Origin of the sequence: Paraburkholderia sp. D15 (assembly GCF_029910215.1) — a bacterium.
Classification (GTDB): Bacteria; Pseudomonadota; Gammaproteobacteria; order Burkholderiales; family Burkholderiaceae; genus Paraburkholderia.
In genome coordinates, this window is sequence record NZ_CP110395.1 from 1,585,099 (window position 1) to 1,604,455 (window position 19,357).

The 19,357-nt window shown below is 61.4% G+C and carries 17 protein-coding genes; 6 read left to right on the top strand and 11 right to left on the bottom strand.

Going from position 1 to position 19,357, the window contains the following annotated elements:
• Positions 1–37: 37 nt before the first annotated feature.
• The 3 genes from kynU (at position 38) to LFL96_RS06880 (ending at position 4,086) form a co-directional block, all read left to right on the top strand.
• The gene (gene kynU, locus LFL96_RS06870) at positions 38–1,267 is read left to right on the top strand and encodes a kynureninase (RefSeq protein ID WP_280999458.1); all 1,230 of its coding nucleotides are present in this window, start codon (positions 38–40) and stop codon (positions 1,265–1,267) included.
• A gap of 126 nt (positions 1,268–1,393) precedes the next feature.
• On the top strand, positions 1,394–2,794 hold the full coding sequence (locus LFL96_RS06875; protein ID WP_280999461.1) for an amino acid permease: 1,401 nt from the start codon (positions 1,394–1,396) through the stop codon (positions 2,792–2,794).
• A gap of 152 nt (positions 2,795–2,946) precedes the next feature.
• Positions 2,947–4,086 carry an IS481 family transposase gene (locus LFL96_RS06880; RefSeq protein WP_280996340.1) on the top strand — a complete coding sequence of 380 codons (1,140 nt, stop codon included), beginning with the start codon at positions 2,947–2,949 and terminating at the stop codon, positions 4,084–4,086.
• A gap of 196 nt (positions 4,087–4,282) precedes the next feature.
• On the opposite strand, the gene LFL96_RS06885 is transcribed toward LFL96_RS06880, so the two are convergent.
• Entirely contained in the window at positions 4,283–4,816 is a 534-nt protein-coding gene (locus tag LFL96_RS06885) for an Rrf2 family transcriptional regulator (protein ID WP_280999463.1), read from the bottom strand.
• Between the two features lie 234 nt (positions 4,817–5,050).
• Between LFL96_RS06885 and LFL96_RS06890 the strand changes: the two genes are divergently transcribed.
• Entirely contained in the window at positions 5,051–5,941 is an 891-nt protein-coding gene (locus tag LFL96_RS06890; protein ID WP_280999465.1) for an NAD(P)/FAD-dependent oxidoreductase, read from the top strand.
• A gap of 116 nt (positions 5,942–6,057) precedes the next feature.
• On the opposite strand, the gene LFL96_RS06895 is transcribed toward LFL96_RS06890, so the two are convergent.
• The 4 genes from LFL96_RS06895 to LFL96_RS06910 all read right to left on the bottom strand — a co-directional run bounded on the left by LFL96_RS06895 (position 6,058) and on the right by LFL96_RS06910 (position 10,958).
• Entirely contained in the window at positions 6,058–6,735 is a 678-nt protein-coding gene (locus tag LFL96_RS06895) for a response regulator transcription factor (protein ID WP_280999467.1), read from the bottom strand.
• A 128-nt stretch (positions 6,736–6,863) separates the two neighbouring features.
• Positions 6,864–7,220, bottom strand: coding sequence for a hypothetical protein (locus LFL96_RS06900; RefSeq protein ID WP_280999469.1), 357 nt, complete (start codon positions 7,218–7,220; stop codon positions 6,864–6,866).
• A 282-nt stretch (positions 7,221–7,502) separates the two neighbouring features.
• Positions 7,503–8,945, bottom strand: a complete 1,443-nt coding sequence (locus LFL96_RS06905) for an MAC/perforin domain-containing protein (protein WP_280999471.1) — start codon at positions 8,943–8,945, stop codon at positions 7,503–7,505.
• Positions 8,946–9,143: 198 nt separating this feature from the next.
• Positions 9,144–10,958, bottom strand: a complete 1,815-nt coding sequence (locus LFL96_RS06910; RefSeq protein ID WP_280999473.1) for an ATP-binding protein — start codon at positions 10,956–10,958, stop codon at positions 9,144–9,146.
• Positions 10,959–11,055: 97 nt separating this feature from the next.
• On the opposite strand from LFL96_RS06910, the gene LFL96_RS06915 reads away from it, so the two are divergent.
• Together LFL96_RS06915 and LFL96_RS06920 are read left to right on the top strand one after the other, a co-directional pair.
• Positions 11,056–11,691: a response regulator transcription factor gene (locus tag LFL96_RS06915; RefSeq protein ID WP_280999475.1), complete on the top strand. Its 636-nt coding sequence runs from the start codon at positions 11,056–11,058 to the stop codon at positions 11,689–11,691.
• A gap of 289 nt (positions 11,692–11,980) precedes the next feature.
• Positions 11,981–13,120 carry an IS481 family transposase gene (locus LFL96_RS06920; protein ID WP_280996340.1) on the top strand — a complete coding sequence of 380 codons (1,140 nt, stop codon included), beginning with the start codon at positions 11,981–11,983 and terminating at the stop codon, positions 13,118–13,120.
• Positions 13,121–13,257: 137 nt separating this feature from the next.
• Here LFL96_RS06920 and LFL96_RS06925 read toward each other — a convergent pair whose 3' ends face one another.
• From LFL96_RS06925 to LFL96_RS06950, 6 genes are all read right to left on the bottom strand, one after another.
• Positions 13,258–13,659 (bottom strand): c-type cytochrome, encoded by a 402-nt coding sequence (locus LFL96_RS06925; protein ID WP_280999477.1) that lies wholly within the window; start codon positions 13,657–13,659, stop codon positions 13,258–13,260.
• Between the two features lie 64 nt (positions 13,660–13,723).
• The gene (locus tag LFL96_RS06930; protein ID WP_280999479.1) at positions 13,724–15,532 is read right to left on the bottom strand and encodes a hypothetical protein; all 1,809 of its coding nucleotides are present in this window, start codon (positions 15,530–15,532) and stop codon (positions 13,724–13,726) included.
• A 19-nt stretch (positions 15,533–15,551) separates the two neighbouring features.
• Entirely contained in the window at positions 15,552–16,595 is a 1,044-nt protein-coding gene (locus LFL96_RS06935; RefSeq protein ID WP_280999480.1) for a porin, read from the bottom strand.
• 203 nt (positions 16,596–16,798) lie between these two features.
• On the bottom strand, positions 16,799–17,824 hold the full coding sequence (locus LFL96_RS06940; protein WP_280999482.1) for a porin: 1,026 nt from the start codon (positions 17,822–17,824) through the stop codon (positions 16,799–16,801).
• 124 nt (positions 17,825–17,948) lie between these two features.
• Positions 17,949–18,908, bottom strand: a complete 960-nt coding sequence (locus LFL96_RS06945; RefSeq protein WP_280999484.1) for a 2-hydroxyacid dehydrogenase — start codon at positions 18,906–18,908, stop codon at positions 17,949–17,951.
• Positions 18,905–19,351: a VOC family protein gene (locus tag LFL96_RS06950; protein ID WP_280999486.1), complete on the bottom strand. Its 447-nt coding sequence runs from the start codon at positions 19,349–19,351 to the stop codon at positions 18,905–18,907. Before LFL96_RS06950 ends, LFL96_RS06945 begins: the two co-directional genes overlap by 4 nt.
• Positions 19,352–19,357: the final 6 nt, after the last annotated feature.

Consider the following 19,357-nt stretch of genomic DNA (forward strand, 5'->3'; position numbering starts at 1 on the left):
GAATCATTGCAACAAGACATCACAGGAAACAAGCCAGATGATCACCCGGGAACACTGCGCCGCGCTCGATGCGGCCGATACCTTGGCACACTGCCGCGCGCGCTTCGATCTGCCGGCGGACACGATTTACCTCGACGGCAACTCGCTCGGCGCGATGCCGGCGAATGTGCCCGCGCGTATCGAGGTGGCCTTGAAACAGGAATGGGCGCATGGCCTGATCCGTTCATGGAACGACGCCGACTGGTACCCGGCGCCGCAACGCACCGGCAACAAGATCGCCAGGTTGATCGGCGCGGGGCAGGACGAAGTGATCGTCGCCGATTCGACCTCGGTGAATCTGTTCAAGGTACTGGTGGCCGCCACGCGCATGCGCCCGGGCCGCAATGTGATTCTGGCCGAGCGCACCAATTTCCCGACCGATGTGTATATCGCGCAGAGCGTCGCCGAGATGACCGGCTGCGAATTGCGCTGCGTCGATCCGGACGAGATCGTCGGCGCGATCGACGACAGCGTCGCGATCGTTTCGCTCACGCACGTGAACTACAAGAGCGGCAAGCGCTACGACATGGAAGCGGTGACGCGTCAGGCGCATGAAGCAGGCGCGCTGATCGTGTGGGATCTGTGCCATTCGGCGGGCGCGATGCCGGTGAACCTGAACCGCTGCGACGCCGACTTCGCGGTGGGCTGCGGCTATAAGTATCTGAACGGCGGCCCGGGTGCGCCCGCGTTCGTGTTCGTGGCCTCGCGCCATATCGAGGCCGTGCGTCAGCCGCTGACCGGTTGGCATGGTCATTCGAAGCCGTTCGAGTTCACGCACGATTACGCGCCGCATCCGGGTATCGACCGGATGTTGACCGGCACCGCGCCGCAGCTCGGCGTGCTGGCGCTGGAGAGCGCGCTCGAAGCGTTCGACGGCGTCGATCTCGACGTGCTGCGCGAGAAAAGCGTGGCGCTCGGCAATCTGTTCATCGAACTGAGCGATCAGGAATTGCAGGGTCTCGGCTGCACGCTGGCGTCGCCGCGCAACGCGGACGAGCGTGGCAGCCAGGTGTCGCTCGCGCATGCGCAAGGCTACGCGATCATGCAGGCGCTGATCGATCGCAACGTGATCGGCGACTTCCGCGCGCCGGATATTCTGCGCTTCGGTTTTGCGCCGCTGTATGTGCGTTACGTGGACATCTGGGACACCATCGCGCAACTGAAGGACATCATTGCGAGCGACGCGTGGAATACCGAGGCGTTCAAGGCACGCAAGTCGGTGACCTGAGCAGGAAGAAGCCGCGGGGCATGAACGGAACGCGAGCGCCGCGGCTCGACGAATAACGGCAACACGACAGCGCGACACCGGCGCGCGCGTGCAAGACACGCGGGCGCAACCAGGAGGAGACACGAAATGACGCAAGAGCAGCGAGGCTTCGACACGATTGTCGAACGCGAGAAGGGATTGCACCGCGGGTTATCGACGGGGCAGTTGTCGATGATCGCGATTGGTGGAGCGATTGGGACCGGGCTCTTTCTCGGCAGCGGATTCGCGATCGGATTTGCCGGGCCGAGCGTGCTGGTGAGCTATGCGATCGGCGCGCTGATCGCGTTGCTGCTGATGGGGTGTCTGGCGGAGATGACGGTTGCGCATCCGACTTCGGGTTCGTTCGGGGCGTATGCGGAGCACTATATCGCGCCGTGGGCCGGGTTTCTGGTGCGCTACGCGTATTGGTCGTCCATCGTCTTCGCCGTGGGGACCGAGGTGACGGCGATCGCCGTCTATATGAAGTACTGGTTTCCCGCGGTGCCTGGGTGGTATTGGATCGTGGGGTTTTCGGCTGCCCTGATCGGCGTCAATTCGGTCAGCGTGAAGGTGTTCGGCGCAGTCGAGTATGTGTTTTCGATGCTGAAGATCGTGGCGATCGTCGGGTTTATTCTGCTTGGGGCGTATGTGGTTTTTGGTGCGCCGGCAGGGTCGCCGATCGGGTTCGGTAACTATTCTTCACATGGCGGGTTCTTTCCTAAAGGCATGTGGGGGACGTGGGTTGCCGTCATCGTGTCGATCTTCAGTTACCTCAGCATCGAGATGATCGCCGTTGCGGCAGGCGAGGCGCGCGATCCGCAGAAGGCCATTACCCAGGCGTTTCGGGCGACGATGTTCCGGTTGGTGTTCTTTTATCTGCTCACGCTGGCGTTGATGCTCGCTATCGTGCCGTGGAATGCGGCTGGGACCGATGAGAGTCCGTTCGTGCGTGTGATGGCGGCGACGCATGTGCCGGGGGCGGCTGGGGTGATTAACTTCGTGATTCTGGTTGCTGCCTTGTCTGCGATGAATAGTCAGCTCTATATCACTACCCGGATGATGTTCTCGCTTTCGCGAGCAGGGTATGCGCCTCGGCGGCTTGGCGCCTTGAGTGCCAAGGGGGTGCCGGTTGCGGCTTTGTGGCTTTCTACTATCGGGATTGCTCTCGCTACCGTGCTGAATGTGGTTTATCCGGATGCTTCGTTTGTTTTGATGATGTCCGTCTCTATGTTTGGGGCGATGTTTACCTGGTTGATGATCTTTGTTACGCATCTGTTTTTTCGGCGCGTTCATGCGAAGGAGTCGCTGGCGTTTCGGATGTGGGGGTTTCCTTTTACTTCGTTGCTTGGGGCTGGGTTGATGGTCGCTGCGCTTGTGACTACCTGGTTTACTCGGGAGTTCAGGTTGACGTTGGTGATTGGGGTGCCGTTTGTTGTTGCGTTGTTTGTTGTTTATTTTGTTTGGTATCGGGGGAGGGTGGTTGCCGGTGGGCAGGTTGAAGTGGTTTGATTTCTTTTTTTCTCTTGTGGTTTGCGTGGGTTGCCCCTGTGCGGGGCGGCACCTACTTTTCTTTGCCGGCCGTGTATGGACCGGAGACATAGGTAACGGGTGTACGGAGACATGGGTAACACTCTTGGCGAGCGAATTGCCTGGAGCCGGTCATGCCCTGGAATCCGAGAGACACCATGAATCTGCGTCTGGAATTCGTCCATCTGGCCTTGCAGGAAGGCGCCAACCGTCGCGACCTGTGCCGGCGCTTTGGCATCAGTCCGAAGACCGGCTACAAGTGGCTTGAGCGCCACGCGCAGGGCGGCGTTGCCGCGCTGACAGATCACTCGCGCCGCCCCCTGCAGAATCCGGCGCGCACGCCACCGTCAGTCGAGCAGCAGGTAGTCGAACTGCGGCGGGCACACCCCGCCTGGGGTGGACGCAAGATCAGCCGGCGTCTGTGCGACCTGGGCCACAGGGACGTGCCGGCCCCGAGTACCGTGACGGACATCCTGCATCGTCACGGGCTCATCGACCCGGCTGCCTCCGAGGCCGCCACGGCCTGGCAGCGCTTCGAGCATGCACAGCCCAACGATCTCTGGCAGATGGATTTCAAGGGCTGGTTCGACCTGCAGGACGGCCGCCACTGTTCGCCCCTGACCCTGCTGGACGATCATTCGCGCTACAACGTGACGCTCGATGCCTGCATTCGCACCGACACCCGGATCGTGCAGCATCATCTGCAGCGCACCTTCCGCCGCTATGGGCTGCCGCGGCGCATCAACGCGGACAACGGTTCGCCGTGGGGCAGCCCCAGCCAGCCGGGCCAGTTGACCGAACTGGCCATCTGGCTCATCCGGCTGGGTGTGCGCCTGTCACACAGCCGCGTGGCGCATCCGCAGACCAACGGCAAGGAGGAGCGGTTTCACCGCACGCTGAAGGCCGAGGTGATCGCCGGACGCCACTTCAGGAATCTGTCCAGCGCGCAGCAGGCGTTCGATGAGTGGCGCACGGTCTACAACCATCAGCGCCCACATCAGGCGCTGGACATGGCGACCCCGGTTACGCGTTATCGACCGAGTCCGCGCGCCTATCCGGAGATCCTGCCGCCAATCGAGTACGGCGAAAACGATCACGTGCAGTGCGTGAAGTGGAACGGCGAACTACGCTTCAGGAACCGGCGATTCAAGGTATCAAATGCATTGCAGAACCTGCCCGTGGCCATCCGCGCGCGCGTCGATGAAGAGAACTGCTACGACCTGTTTTTTGCGCATCACCGCTTCGGAACCATCAACCTGAACCAGCAGGAATGAGCGGATCATGTGTTACCCATGTCTCCGCACATCTGTTACCTATGTCTCCGGTCTAAACACCGGCCGCAAAGAAAAGTAGGCAAAAGAAAGCGGCTCACACCGCTAATTCTTAAGCGGGTTTCTTGGTCTGCTTCTGGTAGTGGTGCATCTGGAATCCGCGCGCTCGCACACTCCGCGTTCGTGGTACAGCCGTCATTCATCCCGCCTTGCGCGGTGCGCGGCGGTTGGGTTTGCTGGAGGTGGTTGGGGTTTTTTTGGTGGATTCTCCTTTTTGGGTTGGGTGCTGGGCGTGATGTTTTTTTTCCGCTGCGGTGCATAGGGTGTCGAATTCGCTTGCGAGGTCCGCCAGCGAAATCGTGCCCAAGCGGGTCGTCAAGATTGCTTCCGCTTCCCTTAACGCGCCGTCCAGCGCTGCATTTACCACACGCTCCACCCCGCACTCGGGATTGTCTGTCTCGTTTCCAATCGCGAAAATCTTCGGGCCCCCCACCGCTCGGTGCACGTCCAGTAACGTCACTTCCCGTAAATCGCACGCTAACGTCCATCCACCCCCGTGCCCCTTCTCGGAACTCACGTATCCCGCCGTTCGTAATCCCGCCATCGTCCGGCGTACCACCACCGGATTCGTATTCAACATCCTCGATAACGCCTCCGAGGTGAACGGCTCATCCTGTCGCGCCATGTGCAACAACACATGCAACATCCGCGATAACCGGCTGTCACTTCTCATCTGCTTTCCTCCCGTCCCTCATGCACGCGTGGTTCGTCTTCTTCAGTCATGCAACATTATAAGTTGCGCAAGTTCGGCGCTCTGTTTTATCATGCAACATCAAGAGTTTCGTGAGATGGCGCTGAGAGGTTTTGTTCGCGGCGGGGTTGTCGCGGTTGATGCGACTCGTCGGGCGGGCGTCATTTCGTGCGTTTTTTTTGTTTGCGGGCGCAACTGTCCGGAGGAGCGGCATTCATGGAGTACGACGTTATCGTGGTGGGTGGGAGTTATGCGGGTCTGGCGGCAGCCATGCCGCTCGCGCGGGCGCGGCGTCGGGTGCTGGTCGTCGATGGCGGTCTGCGGCGCAATCGCTTTGCTCATCATTCGCACGGCTTTCTCACGCAGGACGGAACGCCCGCCGCGGCCATCGCGGCGACCGGGCGCGAACAGTTGCTCGCCTATGACACCGTTCAGTGGCTCGATGGTAAGGTCATCCACGCCCAGCGTATCGAGCACGGGTTTCGTGTCGAGATCGAAGGCGATGGGCATCGCGAAGCAAAACGCCTCGTGCTGGCAACCGGTGTCGTCGATCACCTGCCACCCGTGCCAGGTCTTGCCGAACGCTGGGGCACGCACGTGTTTCATTGCCCCTATTGCCACGGCTACGAGCTGAATCAGGGAAAGATCGGCGTGCTGGCAACGTCGCCCGCGTCCATGCATCAGGCGCTATTGCTGCCGGAATGGGGCCCCACGACGTTTTTTCTCGACGGCGCTTTCGATCCCGACGACGAGCAACTCGCGAAGCTCGACGCGCGCGGCGTCACGGTGGAACGCGAGCGTGTCGAACGGATCGATGGTGAACTCGATGTCGTCCTGTACAGCGGACGCACCCTTGCGCTCGCGGGACTGTTCACGATGCCGCGCCTCGACATCGCCAGCCCGATCGCCGCGATGCTCGGCTGCGAATTCGACGACACGCCAATGGGCCGCACCGTCAAGACGGATTTCATCAAGGCGACCACGGTCCCCGGCGTGTTCGCGTGCGGCGATGCGGCCCGCCTCGGTGGCTCGCTGCCGCTCGCCGTCGGCGACGGTACGATGGCCGGCGCAGCCACGCATCAGTCGCTCGTGTTCGGGCAGATTTGATCGGCGTGCGAGTCCGGCGTGACGGCTATTTCAAGGAGGCACGCGGTTGTCGTTCAAGGTGACCGGTTTGTTTGTCAGGCGGCGTCGTTGACGTCGCACATTGCCCCTCGCCGGCGTCAACCGAAACGGTAGCCGGAACCCCGCACTGTCCGGATCATCTGCCGGGCGCCGAGTTCGCCGACTTTCTTGCGCAGACGCGCGACGTGCACGTCGATCAGATTCGTGTCGGGATCGAAGTGACGATCCCAAACCGCTTCGAAAATCATGCTGCGCGTGAGCACCTGGCCGGCGTGGCGCATCATGAATTCGAGCAGGCGGAATTCGGTCGGCTGCAACGCAAGCTTGTCCTGCTGGAATGTCAGGGTTCGCCTGATCAGATCGAGCCGAAGCGCGTCGACGCGCAGCGTGGCCGGCATGTCCTTGCGGATCGCCGGGCGTGCGCGTAGCAGCACTTCGACGCGCGCGAGCAGTTCGTCGAACGAGAAGGGCATCGACATATAGTCGTCGGCGCCCGCTCGCAAACCTTCGATGCGTTCGTGCACGTCGGCGGTTCGACTGACCATCAGCACGGGCGCCTGCGCGCCGATGCCGCGCAGCATCGCGAGTACATGGAGCCCGTCGATATCGGGCGGCGTCCGGCTCAACACCACGGCCGCATAGTCGCCGTTCATCAGACGCGCGATGCCGTCGCGGCCGCGCGTCGCGACATCGACGCAGAAGCCGCCCGCATCGAGCGTATGGACGATGGGCTGGGCGATGCACGGGTCGTCTTCGATGATCAGTAGAGTCGACATATCGGCGTAATGGCGTGAACGAGCTTTAACGTACTTGAACGCAATCGGAACGAAGAGCCGCCCGGGAGAAAGGGCGGCCCACATAGCGCTAAACACAGGCTGCCGGCTTTTTATTCCACCGCGACGAATCAGAAGCCGTTTCTTCCGCACGTCTTGACGGTGGCGAGAGCGTCGTTGACCTTGCCGGTGAAGGACGCAAATGACGGTGACTGCGGCTTGAACTGTTGGGGCGAGTTATCCATGTTGCTGACGCTTCCCACGTAACCGGTGACAGGCAGGCCGGTACGATTGGCGAGCATCTGGGCGTTCGAGAAGGGACCGCCGGTTGCGCTATGGCAGGAAAAGAGGTCGATACGGCGAGTATCGGAGGGAACGTCCTTGGCCCACTCTTTGGCGGCTGAATATCCGCTTGCACAATCGTGCGACTCCAGACGCTTCTCGACGACAAACGGTGCGCCATGAACGGTGATTCTGTGTGTGTACATGTCAGGTTCCTTGTTAGTGCGACGCTGCCATCGGAAGATGAAGGCATTGAAAACGAATTGCACGTCGACGGAGCAAGCCTAACGAGCCAAGGTGCAGGCAAGGTGCTAAACAGGTAACGTGACGTCGATGGAAGGCGTTCGTTCGAGCAGTCAATAAAAAAGACCGGCCCGTTGCAGGCCGGTCTTTCGTGCGTGCAGCGCTGCTATGCGCGCACGAAGTCGGCGCGTTGCCGGACCGGTGTCGAAGTCATGCCGATCACACGTCCGGAAACCCCGATCACGTCAGCCCAACTTCGACAGACAGACGTAGACGAAGGGACCGCCCGCGCCGCGGTTGAGGTCACCGGTTGCACGCTGGAAGCCGTACGGCGGATCGGTATCGGGACTCGCCGAGCCGTACGCGGTCACGTCCTTGACGGACGTTTCCGGCTTGTAGTCGTCCAGTTTGTAGCAAAGGTAAATGAAATCACCCCCCGCGCCCTTGGTCACGTCGACGTTGATTTTTGTATAGCCGACCGGTGGCATCTCGTCGTTGTAGACGGCGGTAATGTCCACCACCGCCGGTTTGTTGCCGCCGTAGGGAGAATAGGACGACTTGTGGAAGCACAGATAAATGAACTGTCCTTTCACACCGGTGTTCAGATCGTAGGGAACCTTGGTATAGCCGGTGGGCGGCGCGATCGACGAGCTGTCGCCATCGATGACCGTGAGCGCGTCGATGTAGTCGCAATACAACTGGTTGAGCTTCGACTGCTTCAGTCCCCATGTCTGGAAGAAATAGTCTTCCAGCTTGCTGGCCTTGTCGTCGGTTTCGCAGAGAACCCAGATGCCGGCCAGCGGGTTTTTCGACACGAAGTCGATGAACGCCGGCAGATCCTTGACCGACTCCTTCCATTCGCTAAAACCTTTTTTCCCATCGAATGCGGACAACGCCTTGACGCCATCACCGCCTTTCACGCTTCTACGGCTCTCGGACGTACTGTTGAAACTGTCGATCGAATTCGAGTACTTGGTCTGGTCTTTTACATCGAGCTGGCCCACCAGACTTTTATAGCTGGCTTCGGCGGTCACGCCGATCGAGTAGCTGCGATCGACAGTGAGCTTGTTGGTCGACGACGACAGAACCGCCCGGCCACCCATTTCGATGGCACTCAGAAAATGACTGCCGTACTGATCGAACAGCGCATCGCGCTTCGCATCGGTGTCTGCACCGTCCAGTGCCGCGAGGAAATCGGGTCTCGCGTACTGACGCAACGAGCGCGCCGGATTGAGTCGCAACGCCCAGAGTTTGACCGTCTGTTGCACGCGCGAAAACGAATTCTCGCTCTTGACCAGCGATTGCGACGAAAAGTCGACCTCGAGCGATCCGCTGAAATAGTTGTAGCTGCCACTGACGCTCGTGCTGGTCGCGAGATTGGTTTGATACGAACTGATCGTCTCGCCGGTGATGGTGAACACGTCGGCGGACTGGTCAGTCGTCACGTCGAGTACTTTGGGGTACCGATAGACTTTCCCTTCGATCGTGACCGACGCGGTGTCGACCTTGCTCCAGTCGAACAGCGGAAAGGTGGCGCTTTCGTCGTCCGCATAGTTGCCGAAGATATCGTATCCATATCCCATCCATGCGACGCCCGGTAGTGCGTCTTCGGACAGATGTTGCTGGAGTTCGACCAGACGTTGCTTCTGGTCGCCTTTGAAACTCACTCGATTCGCTACGGTTTTCATATTTTTTCCCGTTGGATTGAAGTCGGCTGGCCAGGCCGTAAGCGGTTCGTGTTCGAGAACCGCCGGACACGGCAATTCACTGCCGCCCAGGAAAAATATCGCAGCCGCAGGTTCAGGGTAAATACTGCATATGTAGTATTTTTCAGAGGAAAGAGCCGGCCCGGCAAATGACGATGCTCGGCGTATCCGGCGAATGCTTCAGTCGGCAAGCGCGTCGATCAACTTTTTGAGTTCTTGCGGATCGAGGGGTTTGTGCAGCACCCGGAAACCGCTCGATAGTGCTGCGTTGATGCCTCTGCTCGACGTATCGCCGGTGATGATGACGGCAGGCACCGCACGCCCGATGGTGTGGAACACCGAGTGAACGACGTCGGTGCCATTCACGTGCCGGGCCAGTCTGAAGTCGGTCAGGACCATTTCCAGTTCGCCGCGATACGAGCTGGCGGCGGCGAGCGCCTGTTCCCGCGACTGCGCGGCGATCACGGTATGCCCCCATGCGCGCAGCAGGGTCTGCATGCTGGACAGGACGTCGCAATCGTCGTCGATCACCAGAATCGTTTTGGGCGCGCGGGCCGAAAGCGGATCGCGGCGCGGTTCGACCGTTGCGGCCTGTGGGTATTCGACAGGTTGGTGGGCCGGCAGCCGCACTGAAAAGCGTGAACCACGGCCGGGTACCGATTCGACCTCGATGCGGGCGCCGAGCAGCGTGGCCGTGCGCTGCACGATCGCGAGGCCGAGCCCGAGACCCTGCTCGCGGTCCCGGGCGGCGTTGCCCACTTGATAGAACTCGCGAAAGATGTTCTTGAGTTGACTGTCCTCGATGCCGATGCCTGTATCAAAGACCTGGATATCCACATCGTTCCCGCGACGCCGGCAGACGACGAGGATTGCGCCCCGGTCGGTATAACGCACCGCGTTCGACAGCAGGTTGGCGAGCACGCTATGCAGCAGCACGGCGTCTGTTCGCAACCAGACCGGCGTCGAGCGGATGCGTAGATGGAGCCCCTTGGATGCCGCGGCGTGGGCGAACTGGTTCTCCAGGGCCAGAAACTCGTGCTGCAACGAAAACACGCGCGGTTCGACATCGACCACGCCCGCATCCAGCCGCGAAATATCCAGCAACACATTCAGCAATTGGGACATGCCTCTCAACGCGGTCTGAAGTCGTTGCGCGATGTCGTTTACCGCGGCGCGTTCGATGGTCGGTGCCTGGGCGATGGCGCGCAGTGTCGCGAGATAGAGCCCCAATGCGTGTGTCGGTTGACGCAGATCGTGACTGGCTGCCGCGAGAAATTGCGATTTGCTTTGATTGGCCGTTTCGGCGCGTTCTTTTTCCTCGGTCAACTGCCGGATCAGGCTGACGTTTTCGAAGCGCAAGCGCACGGCGTCGCGCACCGTGCGTTGCAGGGTTCGGCTGAACGCCAGGTTGACGCCCAGCAGGAACAGGGAAAGAAATCCGAGCACGGAGAAAAGGGCATTGCCGTATAGAAACGAGCGAATCGCAAACGGCAGCACGGTCGGCAATACGAAGGCGAGATAGGTGGGCCACCAGGACGATAACGAGGCGACTGAACCGCCGGTCATGCCGGCAAGCACGATGCAGATCAAAGCTGTGACGGTCGTATTGCCGGGCGAGAAAAACAGAATGCCCATGGAACCCCACAGACAGCCCGACAAGGCGGACAGCACAACATAGCGCCACGCGCGCCGGCTCGCGGTGCCGGCGAGGTGAGGCGCAGTGCGACGGTCCCGCCATACGATAGCCGCGCGGATAGTGGTGAGGACATAGATCGACATCGCCCACGCCAGCAGATCGCGATGCGAGACATCGCCCCAAAGCAGGAAGACGGTGAGACTGACCACGGCGATATTGCCGACGAGGATAGGCGGCGACTGACGATACAGCGTGTTGACAAGTTCCAGCCGCACGTTGGCATCGGATTCCCAGGCGATTTTTTTCCCCATATTGAACGTGGACCTTCGATCTTGATTAAAGTCGGGTTTCTTGACCATCCGCTCGTCATTCATGATGCATAAGACGATCGGAGGTTATCTGTCATTGGTGGGAAATAGGGGGTTCGCGAGTACTCGGGAAAGCGATGAAAGAAAAATGAAAAGAATTGTACTTGCGGAAGACCACGCCATTATTCGCGACGGGTTGAAGCTCTTGTTGATGACGCGGGGAAACTGGTGCGTATCGGCCGAGACGGGGGATGGGTTACGGGTGGTGGGGATGGTATTGGAGACGCGAGCGGATCTGGTTTTACTGGATCTGGACTTACCGGGATGTTCGGGCATGGGGCTGATCGAGCAGATCAGGGCGCGGTCACCGCAGACGAAGATTCTGGTTTTGACGGCCAGCCAGAATCACGCGACGGCGAGACTGGCGATGGCGGCCGGCGCGGACGGATATATGCTCAAACACGAGGAGGGGGATGAACTATTCCATGCGATTTCGCTGGTCTTATCGGGCATCCGGTACGTGAGTAAGGCGCTCATCCAGTCGACAGAGCCGTTGGAGATCGGAGCATCACCATCGATCACCACGCGGGAGAAAGAGATTTTGGGTTTGATAGCGAATGGCTACTCGAGCCAGGACATTGCGGTAAAACTGAACGTAAGCGTATTGACGATCCGCAAGCACCGCCAGAACCTGATGACGAAGTTATCGCTACACAACGTAGCGGAGGTAACCGCCTACGCGATCCGAGACGGCCTCTCAGTAAAAAGAAGAGGAGAAGAATAACAAGGCTACGACGCCCGAAATCGCCCAGCGGAGCGGAACTAACCGCCACGGCGCGCGCAGCGCCGCCGGAAGAATGACTGCTGTGTCACGAACGCGGAGTGTGCGAGAACCCAGATTCCAGATGCACCACTACCAGAAGCAGACCAAGAAACCCGCTTAAGAATTAGCGGTGTGAGCCGCTTTCTTTTGCCTACTTTTCTTTGCGGCCGTGTATGGACCGGAGACATAGGTAACGGGTGTACGGAGACATGGGTAACACTCTTGGCGAGCGAATCGCCTGGAGCCGGTCATGCCCTGGAATCCGAGAGACACCATGAATCTGCGTCTGGAATTCGTCCATCTGGCCTTGCAGGAAGGCGCCAACCGTCGCGACCTGTGCCGGCGCTTTGGCATCAGTCCGAAGACCGGCTACAAGTGGCTTGAGCGCCACGCGCAGGGCGGCGTTGCCGCGCTGACAGATCACTCGCGCCGCCCCCTGCAGAATCCGGCGCGCACGCCACCGTCAGTCGAGCAGCAGGTAGTCGAACTGCGGCGGGCACACCCCGCCTGGGGTGGACGCAAGATCAGCCGGCGTCTGTGCGACCTGGGCCACAGGGACGTGCCGGCCCCGAGTACCGTGACGGACATCCTGCATCGTCACGGGCTCATCGACCCGGCTGCCTCCGAGGCCGCCACGGCCTGGCAGCGCTTCGAGCATGCACAGCCCAACGATCTCTGGCAGATGGATTTCAAGGGCTGGTTCGACCTGCAGGACGGCCGCCACTGTTCGCCCCTGACCCTGCTGGACGATCATTCGCGCTACAACGTGACGCTCGATGCCTGCATTCGCACCGACACCCGGATCGTGCAGCATCATCTGCAGCGCACCTTCCGCCGCTATGGGCTGCCGCGGCGCATCAACGCGGACAACGGTTCGCCGTGGGGCAGCCCCAGCCAGCCGGGCCAGTTGACCGAACTGGCCATCTGGCTCATCCGGCTGGGTGTGCGCCTGTCACACAGCCGCGTGGCGCATCCGCAGACCAACGGCAAGGAGGAGCGGTTTCACCGCACGCTGAAGGCCGAGGTGATCGCCGGACGCCACTTCAGGAATCTGTCCAGCGCGCAGCAGGCGTTCGATGAGTGGCGCACGGTCTACAACCATCAGCGCCCACATCAGGCGCTGGACATGGCGACCCCGGTTACGCGTTATCGACCGAGTCCGCGCGCCTATCCGGAGATCCTGCCGCCAATCGAGTACGGCGAAAACGATCACGTGCAGTGCGTGAAGTGGAACGGCGAACTACGCTTCAGGAACCGGCGATTCAAGGTATCAAATGCATTGCAGAACCTGCCCGTGGCCATCCGCGCGCGCGTCGATGAAGAGAACTGCTACGACCTGTTTTTTGCGCATCACCGCTTCGGAACCATCAACCTGAACCAGCAGGAATGAGCGGATCATGTGTTACCCATGTCTCCGCACATCTGTTACCTATGTCTCCGGTCTAAACACGGCCGGCAAAGAAAAGTAGGTGCCGCCCCGCACAGGGGCAACCCATGCAAACCAGAAGAAAAAAAAGAAAACCCCCTTCACCGAACACTCAAAACCCACTTAGCAAACCGTTCAGCCTCAGCAACAGAAACATCATTAGGTGGCATCTGCGCCCCGGTATTCCACTTCCCGGCACTCCCATGAAGAATACTGAATTGCAGCTTGGCAACTGCATCAGCCTGCCCACGATACCGTTCAGAGATAGCCCGAAAACCCGGCCCAACTTTAGTTGAATCGATGGTATGACAAGCCCGGCAGGTTTGTTCACTAGCAGAAGCCGCAACATGGGCGGCCGAAGCACTATCAGCGGAAGCAGCGTACGCCCCCTGAGCCGCGACCAGAACAGCCATCAAAATCCCAACCGAAATCCCCTTCACAACGCCTCCAAAAAAAGCAGAGAAAAACAGAAAAAAGCAGAGAAAAACAAAAAACCCTGCCAACGAATCCCGCCGGCAGGGCAAAGCGCTCACTTCAAGGAAAAGAACACAAAAAGATCAGCCCACCTCACCGCGGCGGCCAAGGCTTAGCCGGCGCCCCCATCACAGGCTTGCCGAGCAGCGGCGTAGACAGCGCATAAGCCCCATTCTCGGTAAACGCCCAGATGATATTCCGGTCGTACTCCGTATAAATAGCAAGCACCCCCTTACCAAGGGTATAGCTGGGCAACTCACTTTCATCAGCAAGCGCAGGCACAAAATACCCGGCAATCGTCGGCTTCTCCGGATTGCGCACATCGAAAATCTGCACGCCGGCGTTATAGAACGAGTAAGGAATCACCCCTTGCCGCGAGCCGCCAGGCTGCCCGATCGCATTCGAGCGCTTCGGCCCGAAGTTCCCGCCGCGCTGGCAGAAGCTGGTGAACGGCGCACCTTCAGGCGGCGTAGGCTGCGGCAACTTCGCCGCGACCTTCAGATGCGAAGGATCGCGCGCATCGACGACGAAAATATCCTTGTAGGGCTCATAGCAATCCCGATTCATCGGATACCCGCTCGTCAGCACGAAGCCGGTGCGTTCGTACTGGCTGACGTCGGCGTTGTCATACTCGGTGCCCGCGAAACTCGGTGCCGTGTTCACATTGCCCAGCACCTTCGGCCTGGCCGGATTCGACAGATCGAACGAGTAAAGCCCCAACCCACCCATCGCGCCGAAGCCGATCTTGCCGCCTTGCTCCAGCGGCTTCGGCAGGAAGATGGGAATACGCGAGCCCATCCACGACGTACGATTGCCCGCGCGCGGATTCTGCAGATAAGCCTGCTCGTGCGCTTCATTGCCGACGATCTGCCCCGGCACCGCGATCTGCGACACGAACTTCGGGTCCGCCGGGTCCGACATGTCCCACACCTGATAGCCCGGCGAATACAGATAGTTCGGGTACTCGGTCAGCGCATAGCTATCGTCCGGCGCGGCCGAGAGAATCATGTACTTGCCGCCGTAGTACTCCGGCGCGTCGAGCGAACCCGAACCCTGCTGCTGGCCGACCGGTGCATCGGGATGCTTGTAGTCGGTCGTGCGCGTCGCGATCAGTTTCCACTGGCTCGGCAACGGGCCGTCCATTTCGAAGACCTTGAAGCCCTTCAGCGAGTTGTAGTGACGCTGGGCTTCGACCTTGTCCGGCTGGTCCATCTTTTCCGTCATCAGACCGTAGCGGCCGATCTCGAACGACGCGACCAGCACCGGCTTGCCGAGCTTTTTGCTCCACGCGATGGTGGCGCCGCCCAGATAGTTGTGCACGTTGTTCGGATCGAAATGCTCGGTCGGGCCTTTCGGGCCCCACGTGCCGCCTTGCGAGAACACCACCTTGCCGTTGGACGGATCGGTCACGTCCATGATGCGCAGATAGTCGCGGTCATGAATGTACAGATAACGGCGGCCGTCGAAGTCGGCGATGTTGTTCCACGCGTGAAAGGGCGAATCGACCAGCGGATAGAACGCCAGCACCTTCACGTCCTTCGCGTAGCTCTTCTTGTCCCAGGTCGTCATTTCGCCGGGGAAGTGCTGGCCCTGATGCACTTCGGGCGTCGCCTTCGGCCACACGAACTGGCCGGTCGCCGGGTCCATCCCGTAGTCGACGCCGGGCTTCAGCGGCGCGGGCCGGCGATCGGGCGTCAGACGCAGCCATTGCGCGAGATACGGGTCCTTGACCGCCGGCGTGCCGGGCGTCAACTGCGCGCCGGAAGCGGCCGCAGCCGCGGCATCCGCGCTGGGCGCCGAGGCCGGCGCCGCCGCTTCGCCGCTCGCGTACGCGGCGGCCGACAGGAACGCCAGCAGGGCGCCGGTCGCGAGAGTTGATTTCAGAGTGCTGGGTCGAAGCATGGGCTTCCTCCTTTTTGTATTAGAACGCGTGACGGATGCCGAACTGGAAGCCGCTCGGATTCTGTCCCGCGTTCGGGTAGACCTGGAAGGTCACCGGGTACGCGACAGGCACGTCGTGCTGACTCTTGACGTGCGCGAATGTCGCGTACAGGTCGGTGCGTTTCGACAGGCCGTAGATGTAGCCGATCACCCCGCCGGTCGCGCTGGATATGCTGGTGTTGTTGTCGTCGTGACGATGCACCACGCTGACATACACGCGATTGCGTCCGTCGATATTCCAGCGCGCGCCGACCTGCGCGTCCCAACCCTGCGAGTTGAACGCGACGTACGGCGGATACGCGTAATACCCGTTATACGTGTGATAGATCAGCGTCGGTTCGAAGCCGCCGAACTTGTAGACGGCGGCGAAATAGTTGTCGCGCGACGAGTGGATCTGCGACGAGCGGAAGATGTCGCGCGTGTACTGCAGCTCGCTCACGGCGCCGAGGAAAAGCGGCCCGTGGCGATAGTCGATGCTGGTGCTCAGGAAGCGTCCCGCGCGCGTGCTGTCGCCCACGCCGGTGGTGGCCATGATGCGGCCGGTGAAACCGTAGAAGCTCGGCGTCTTGTACTGGATCGCGTTATCCACGCGGTACGACGCGTAGAAAAACTCCATGTTGTTGACCATGCTGAAGTCGGCCGCCCACGTCGGATCGGCGTAACCCGCGATCCAGTACGACGGCGTGAATTGACGCCCCATCGTCACTTCACCCCAGTTGCCTTTCAGGCCGACGAACGACTGGCGGAACTGCGTCGACTGCACGCCGGTGTTCGCGGAGAACATCGGCTCGATGGTGAACACCGCCTTGTTGCCGCCACCCAGGTCTTCCACGCCGCTCAGGTTGAAGCGCGAATTGTTCAGCCCGCCGCTCGACATGCGCGTGACGTTGCCGCCCGAGCCTGACGAGATCAGATGTTCGATGTTCATGTCGACATAACCGGACAACCAGACGCTGCTCGACTGAGCATGTGCGCCGGCACACGCGAGCATCACGGCGCCGGACAACAGAGTCTTCTTTTTCATTCCATCTCCAAACAAATCGTCGTTCTTTTTCGTTTCGTAGAGAGTGCTGTCGTCGCGCGCGACAGCCGCGGTTGCTTCCGTTTTGTCGTGTATACACAAACTGGAAAAAATTATACGCATAGCAAAATTTGGATTCGTAGCTTTATTTTTTTATACAAAACGGCGGTTTGGTTATAGCGGGTTGACCCGAATGGCATAGCGCGTCAAAACAGATGCCGGATTCCGGTCGCATAGGTCATCGCCGTGCCATTGCCGGAAAGCCGGTCGTAGACGGTGAGCAGGTACAGATCGGTGCGCTTGGAGAGGAAGTAATCGAGCCCTGCGGAGCCCGTATTGCGCCCGCTGACGGCGTTTTTCGGCCCGCTGCGGCGCGTATACGCCCATTCGGCGAGCGCGCTCAGCTGTGCGGTGAGAGGCACGAACAGGCCCGCTTCGAAGGTATGCGCGCCGAGACCGGCCGACGCGGTGCGCAGTCCCTGCAGCGCGCCGTAGAGTTTGAACAGGGAAAAATCGTACGAACCGCCGAGCAGATACGCGTTCTGTGTCGGCGACGCGACACCGGCCACCACGCGCGTACGTTGCACGGTCGCGACAGCGCTCAGCGCGCCGCCGTTATAGGTGGTCGACAAGGCCGCGTTGTACACGCCGTTCGAACCGGCGAAACCGCCAGGCGCATACACGGCGGTCGCGCTCAAGCCGCGCAGGTTCGGGCTCGTGTACTGGATGCCGTTGTTCCACACCGTATCGCCCGCGATGGCGCCGCCGTACGGGGCCGTGAAGGTCTGCATGACGAGCGGCGAAAACAGGATCGATGCCTGAAACGGATTGACCGCCTGTTCGGCCAGGTAGAGCAGATTGGTATGGCGGCCGAACGTCACGCGGCCGAACGGTCCGGCGATGCCGACATAGGAATTGCGTCCCCAGAACGGATCGGCGGCGGTGCGGCCAAGGCCGCCGTTGGCCGGCTGGAAGAAGCTTTCGAGCACCGCGATCGCGCGATAGCCCGCGCCGAGATCCTCGTTGACGCGAATCCCCCAGAACGGCGCGGTGAGGCCCGGGCTCTGTTCGGCCAGCGCGGCGGCCGGTCCGCCGCTGCGTTTGGTGTCGGCGATGTCGAGGCCGACGAGCCCATACAGCGCGACGGACGTCTGCGCGCGGACGGCGCGGGACGCGAGGCCCCAGGCGGTGACGCAAATGAGCGCGAGCGCGCCCAACGATCGAACGTTCATGGCGGATCCTTTCCTGTGCGAGTGGCGATGACGGGGAACGGCGGAACAACGGAACAACCGAACAACCGAACGAAGTGGGCAGGCCGGTATGACGGCAGGCGGCGCGCGCACGCGCCGCCTTCGTTCAGGCCGTGGGGACGGCGAATTCGACGGCGGTTCGCGTGAAGTGCTGGTCGAGGCTTGCAAGCAACGCGTCGCGCTGCGCGAGCCACGAAGCGGGCGAACGTCCCGCGATATGCGGCGTCAGCAGCACGCCGGGATGATCGAGCAGCGCGCGCGGCACCTCCGGCTCGTGCTCAATCACGTCGAGCCCCGCGCCCGCGAGCGCGCCGTCGGCGAGCGCGTCGATCAGCGCCTGGGTGTCCAGCACGGAGCCGCGCGCGACGTTGACCACGTACCCGTGTGGCCCGAGCGCGCGCAGCACGTCGCGATCGATCAGATGATGCGTCGCCGCGCCGCCGTTGCAGGCGATCACCAGAAACTCGCTGGCGCGCGCGAGTTCGAGCAGGTCCGCGTAGTGACGGCCCGGCGCGTCGTCGTACGCGCGGCGCGTGTGATAGCCGGTCGTCACGTCGAAGCCCCGCAGGCGCGCGGCGATCAAACGCCCAATCCGCCCCATGCCGACGATGCCTACGCGCGCGCCCGTCAGCGTCGGCCGTTCGGCGCGCGAGCCGCGCCAGCGGCCGGCGCGCACCGCGTCGGTGAGCGGCGCGTAGCCGCGCGCGAGCGCGAGCAGCAGGCCGATCGCGTGATCGGCGACGGTCGCCGCGTTGGCGCCCGGTGCATGCGTGACGACGATTCCGCGCCGTTGCGCGGCGGCGACGTCGACGTTTTCATAACCCGCGCCGAATGCGCTGATGATTTCCAGCGCGGGCAAGGCGGCCATCTGCGCGTCGGAGAAACCGGTCGAGCCATTGGTCACGACCGCGCGCACGGCTTGCAGTGCGGTCATTGCGCCGGGAGCGTCCGCCGTCAAGCCGTCCGGATGGTAGTGCAGCGTGTAATCGCGCCGCAGCGCATCCAGCGTCGCGTCGGGCAGCGCGATCAGCGCAAGCACGGCGATCGCGTCGATGCCCGCGCTCACGGCTGCGAACCGGAAGCGGGCGCGTCGGCGGAACCCGCCGCCGCCGGCGCCACTTCCTTCACCGCGCCTTTCCAGCCGTTCTCGGTGATGTCGAACACCGTGCCGTCCGGCATCCGGTACTTCACTTCGTAGAACACGTTCGGATCTTTCTCGTGACGTCCCGTCAGATAGGTGCCGCCCGCGGCGACCACGCGCGCGGCGGTGTCCTCGACGTTGTCCACCCACATGCCGAAGTGGATCACGCCGCGCACGTCCTTCAGGCCCGCGTAGCCGGGCACGGTCTCGTCCTTGAAGTTCAGCAGCGCCACGTTCATCGTGCCGTCGGTCATATAGATGCCGCGCATCGCGTTGCCCGCGCGACGCATGCCGAACGCCTGCTCGAAGAATTGCGCGGCGGCCTCCGGATCCTCGACCGAGAGCGCGATATGACGGAGCTTGTCCATGAAATG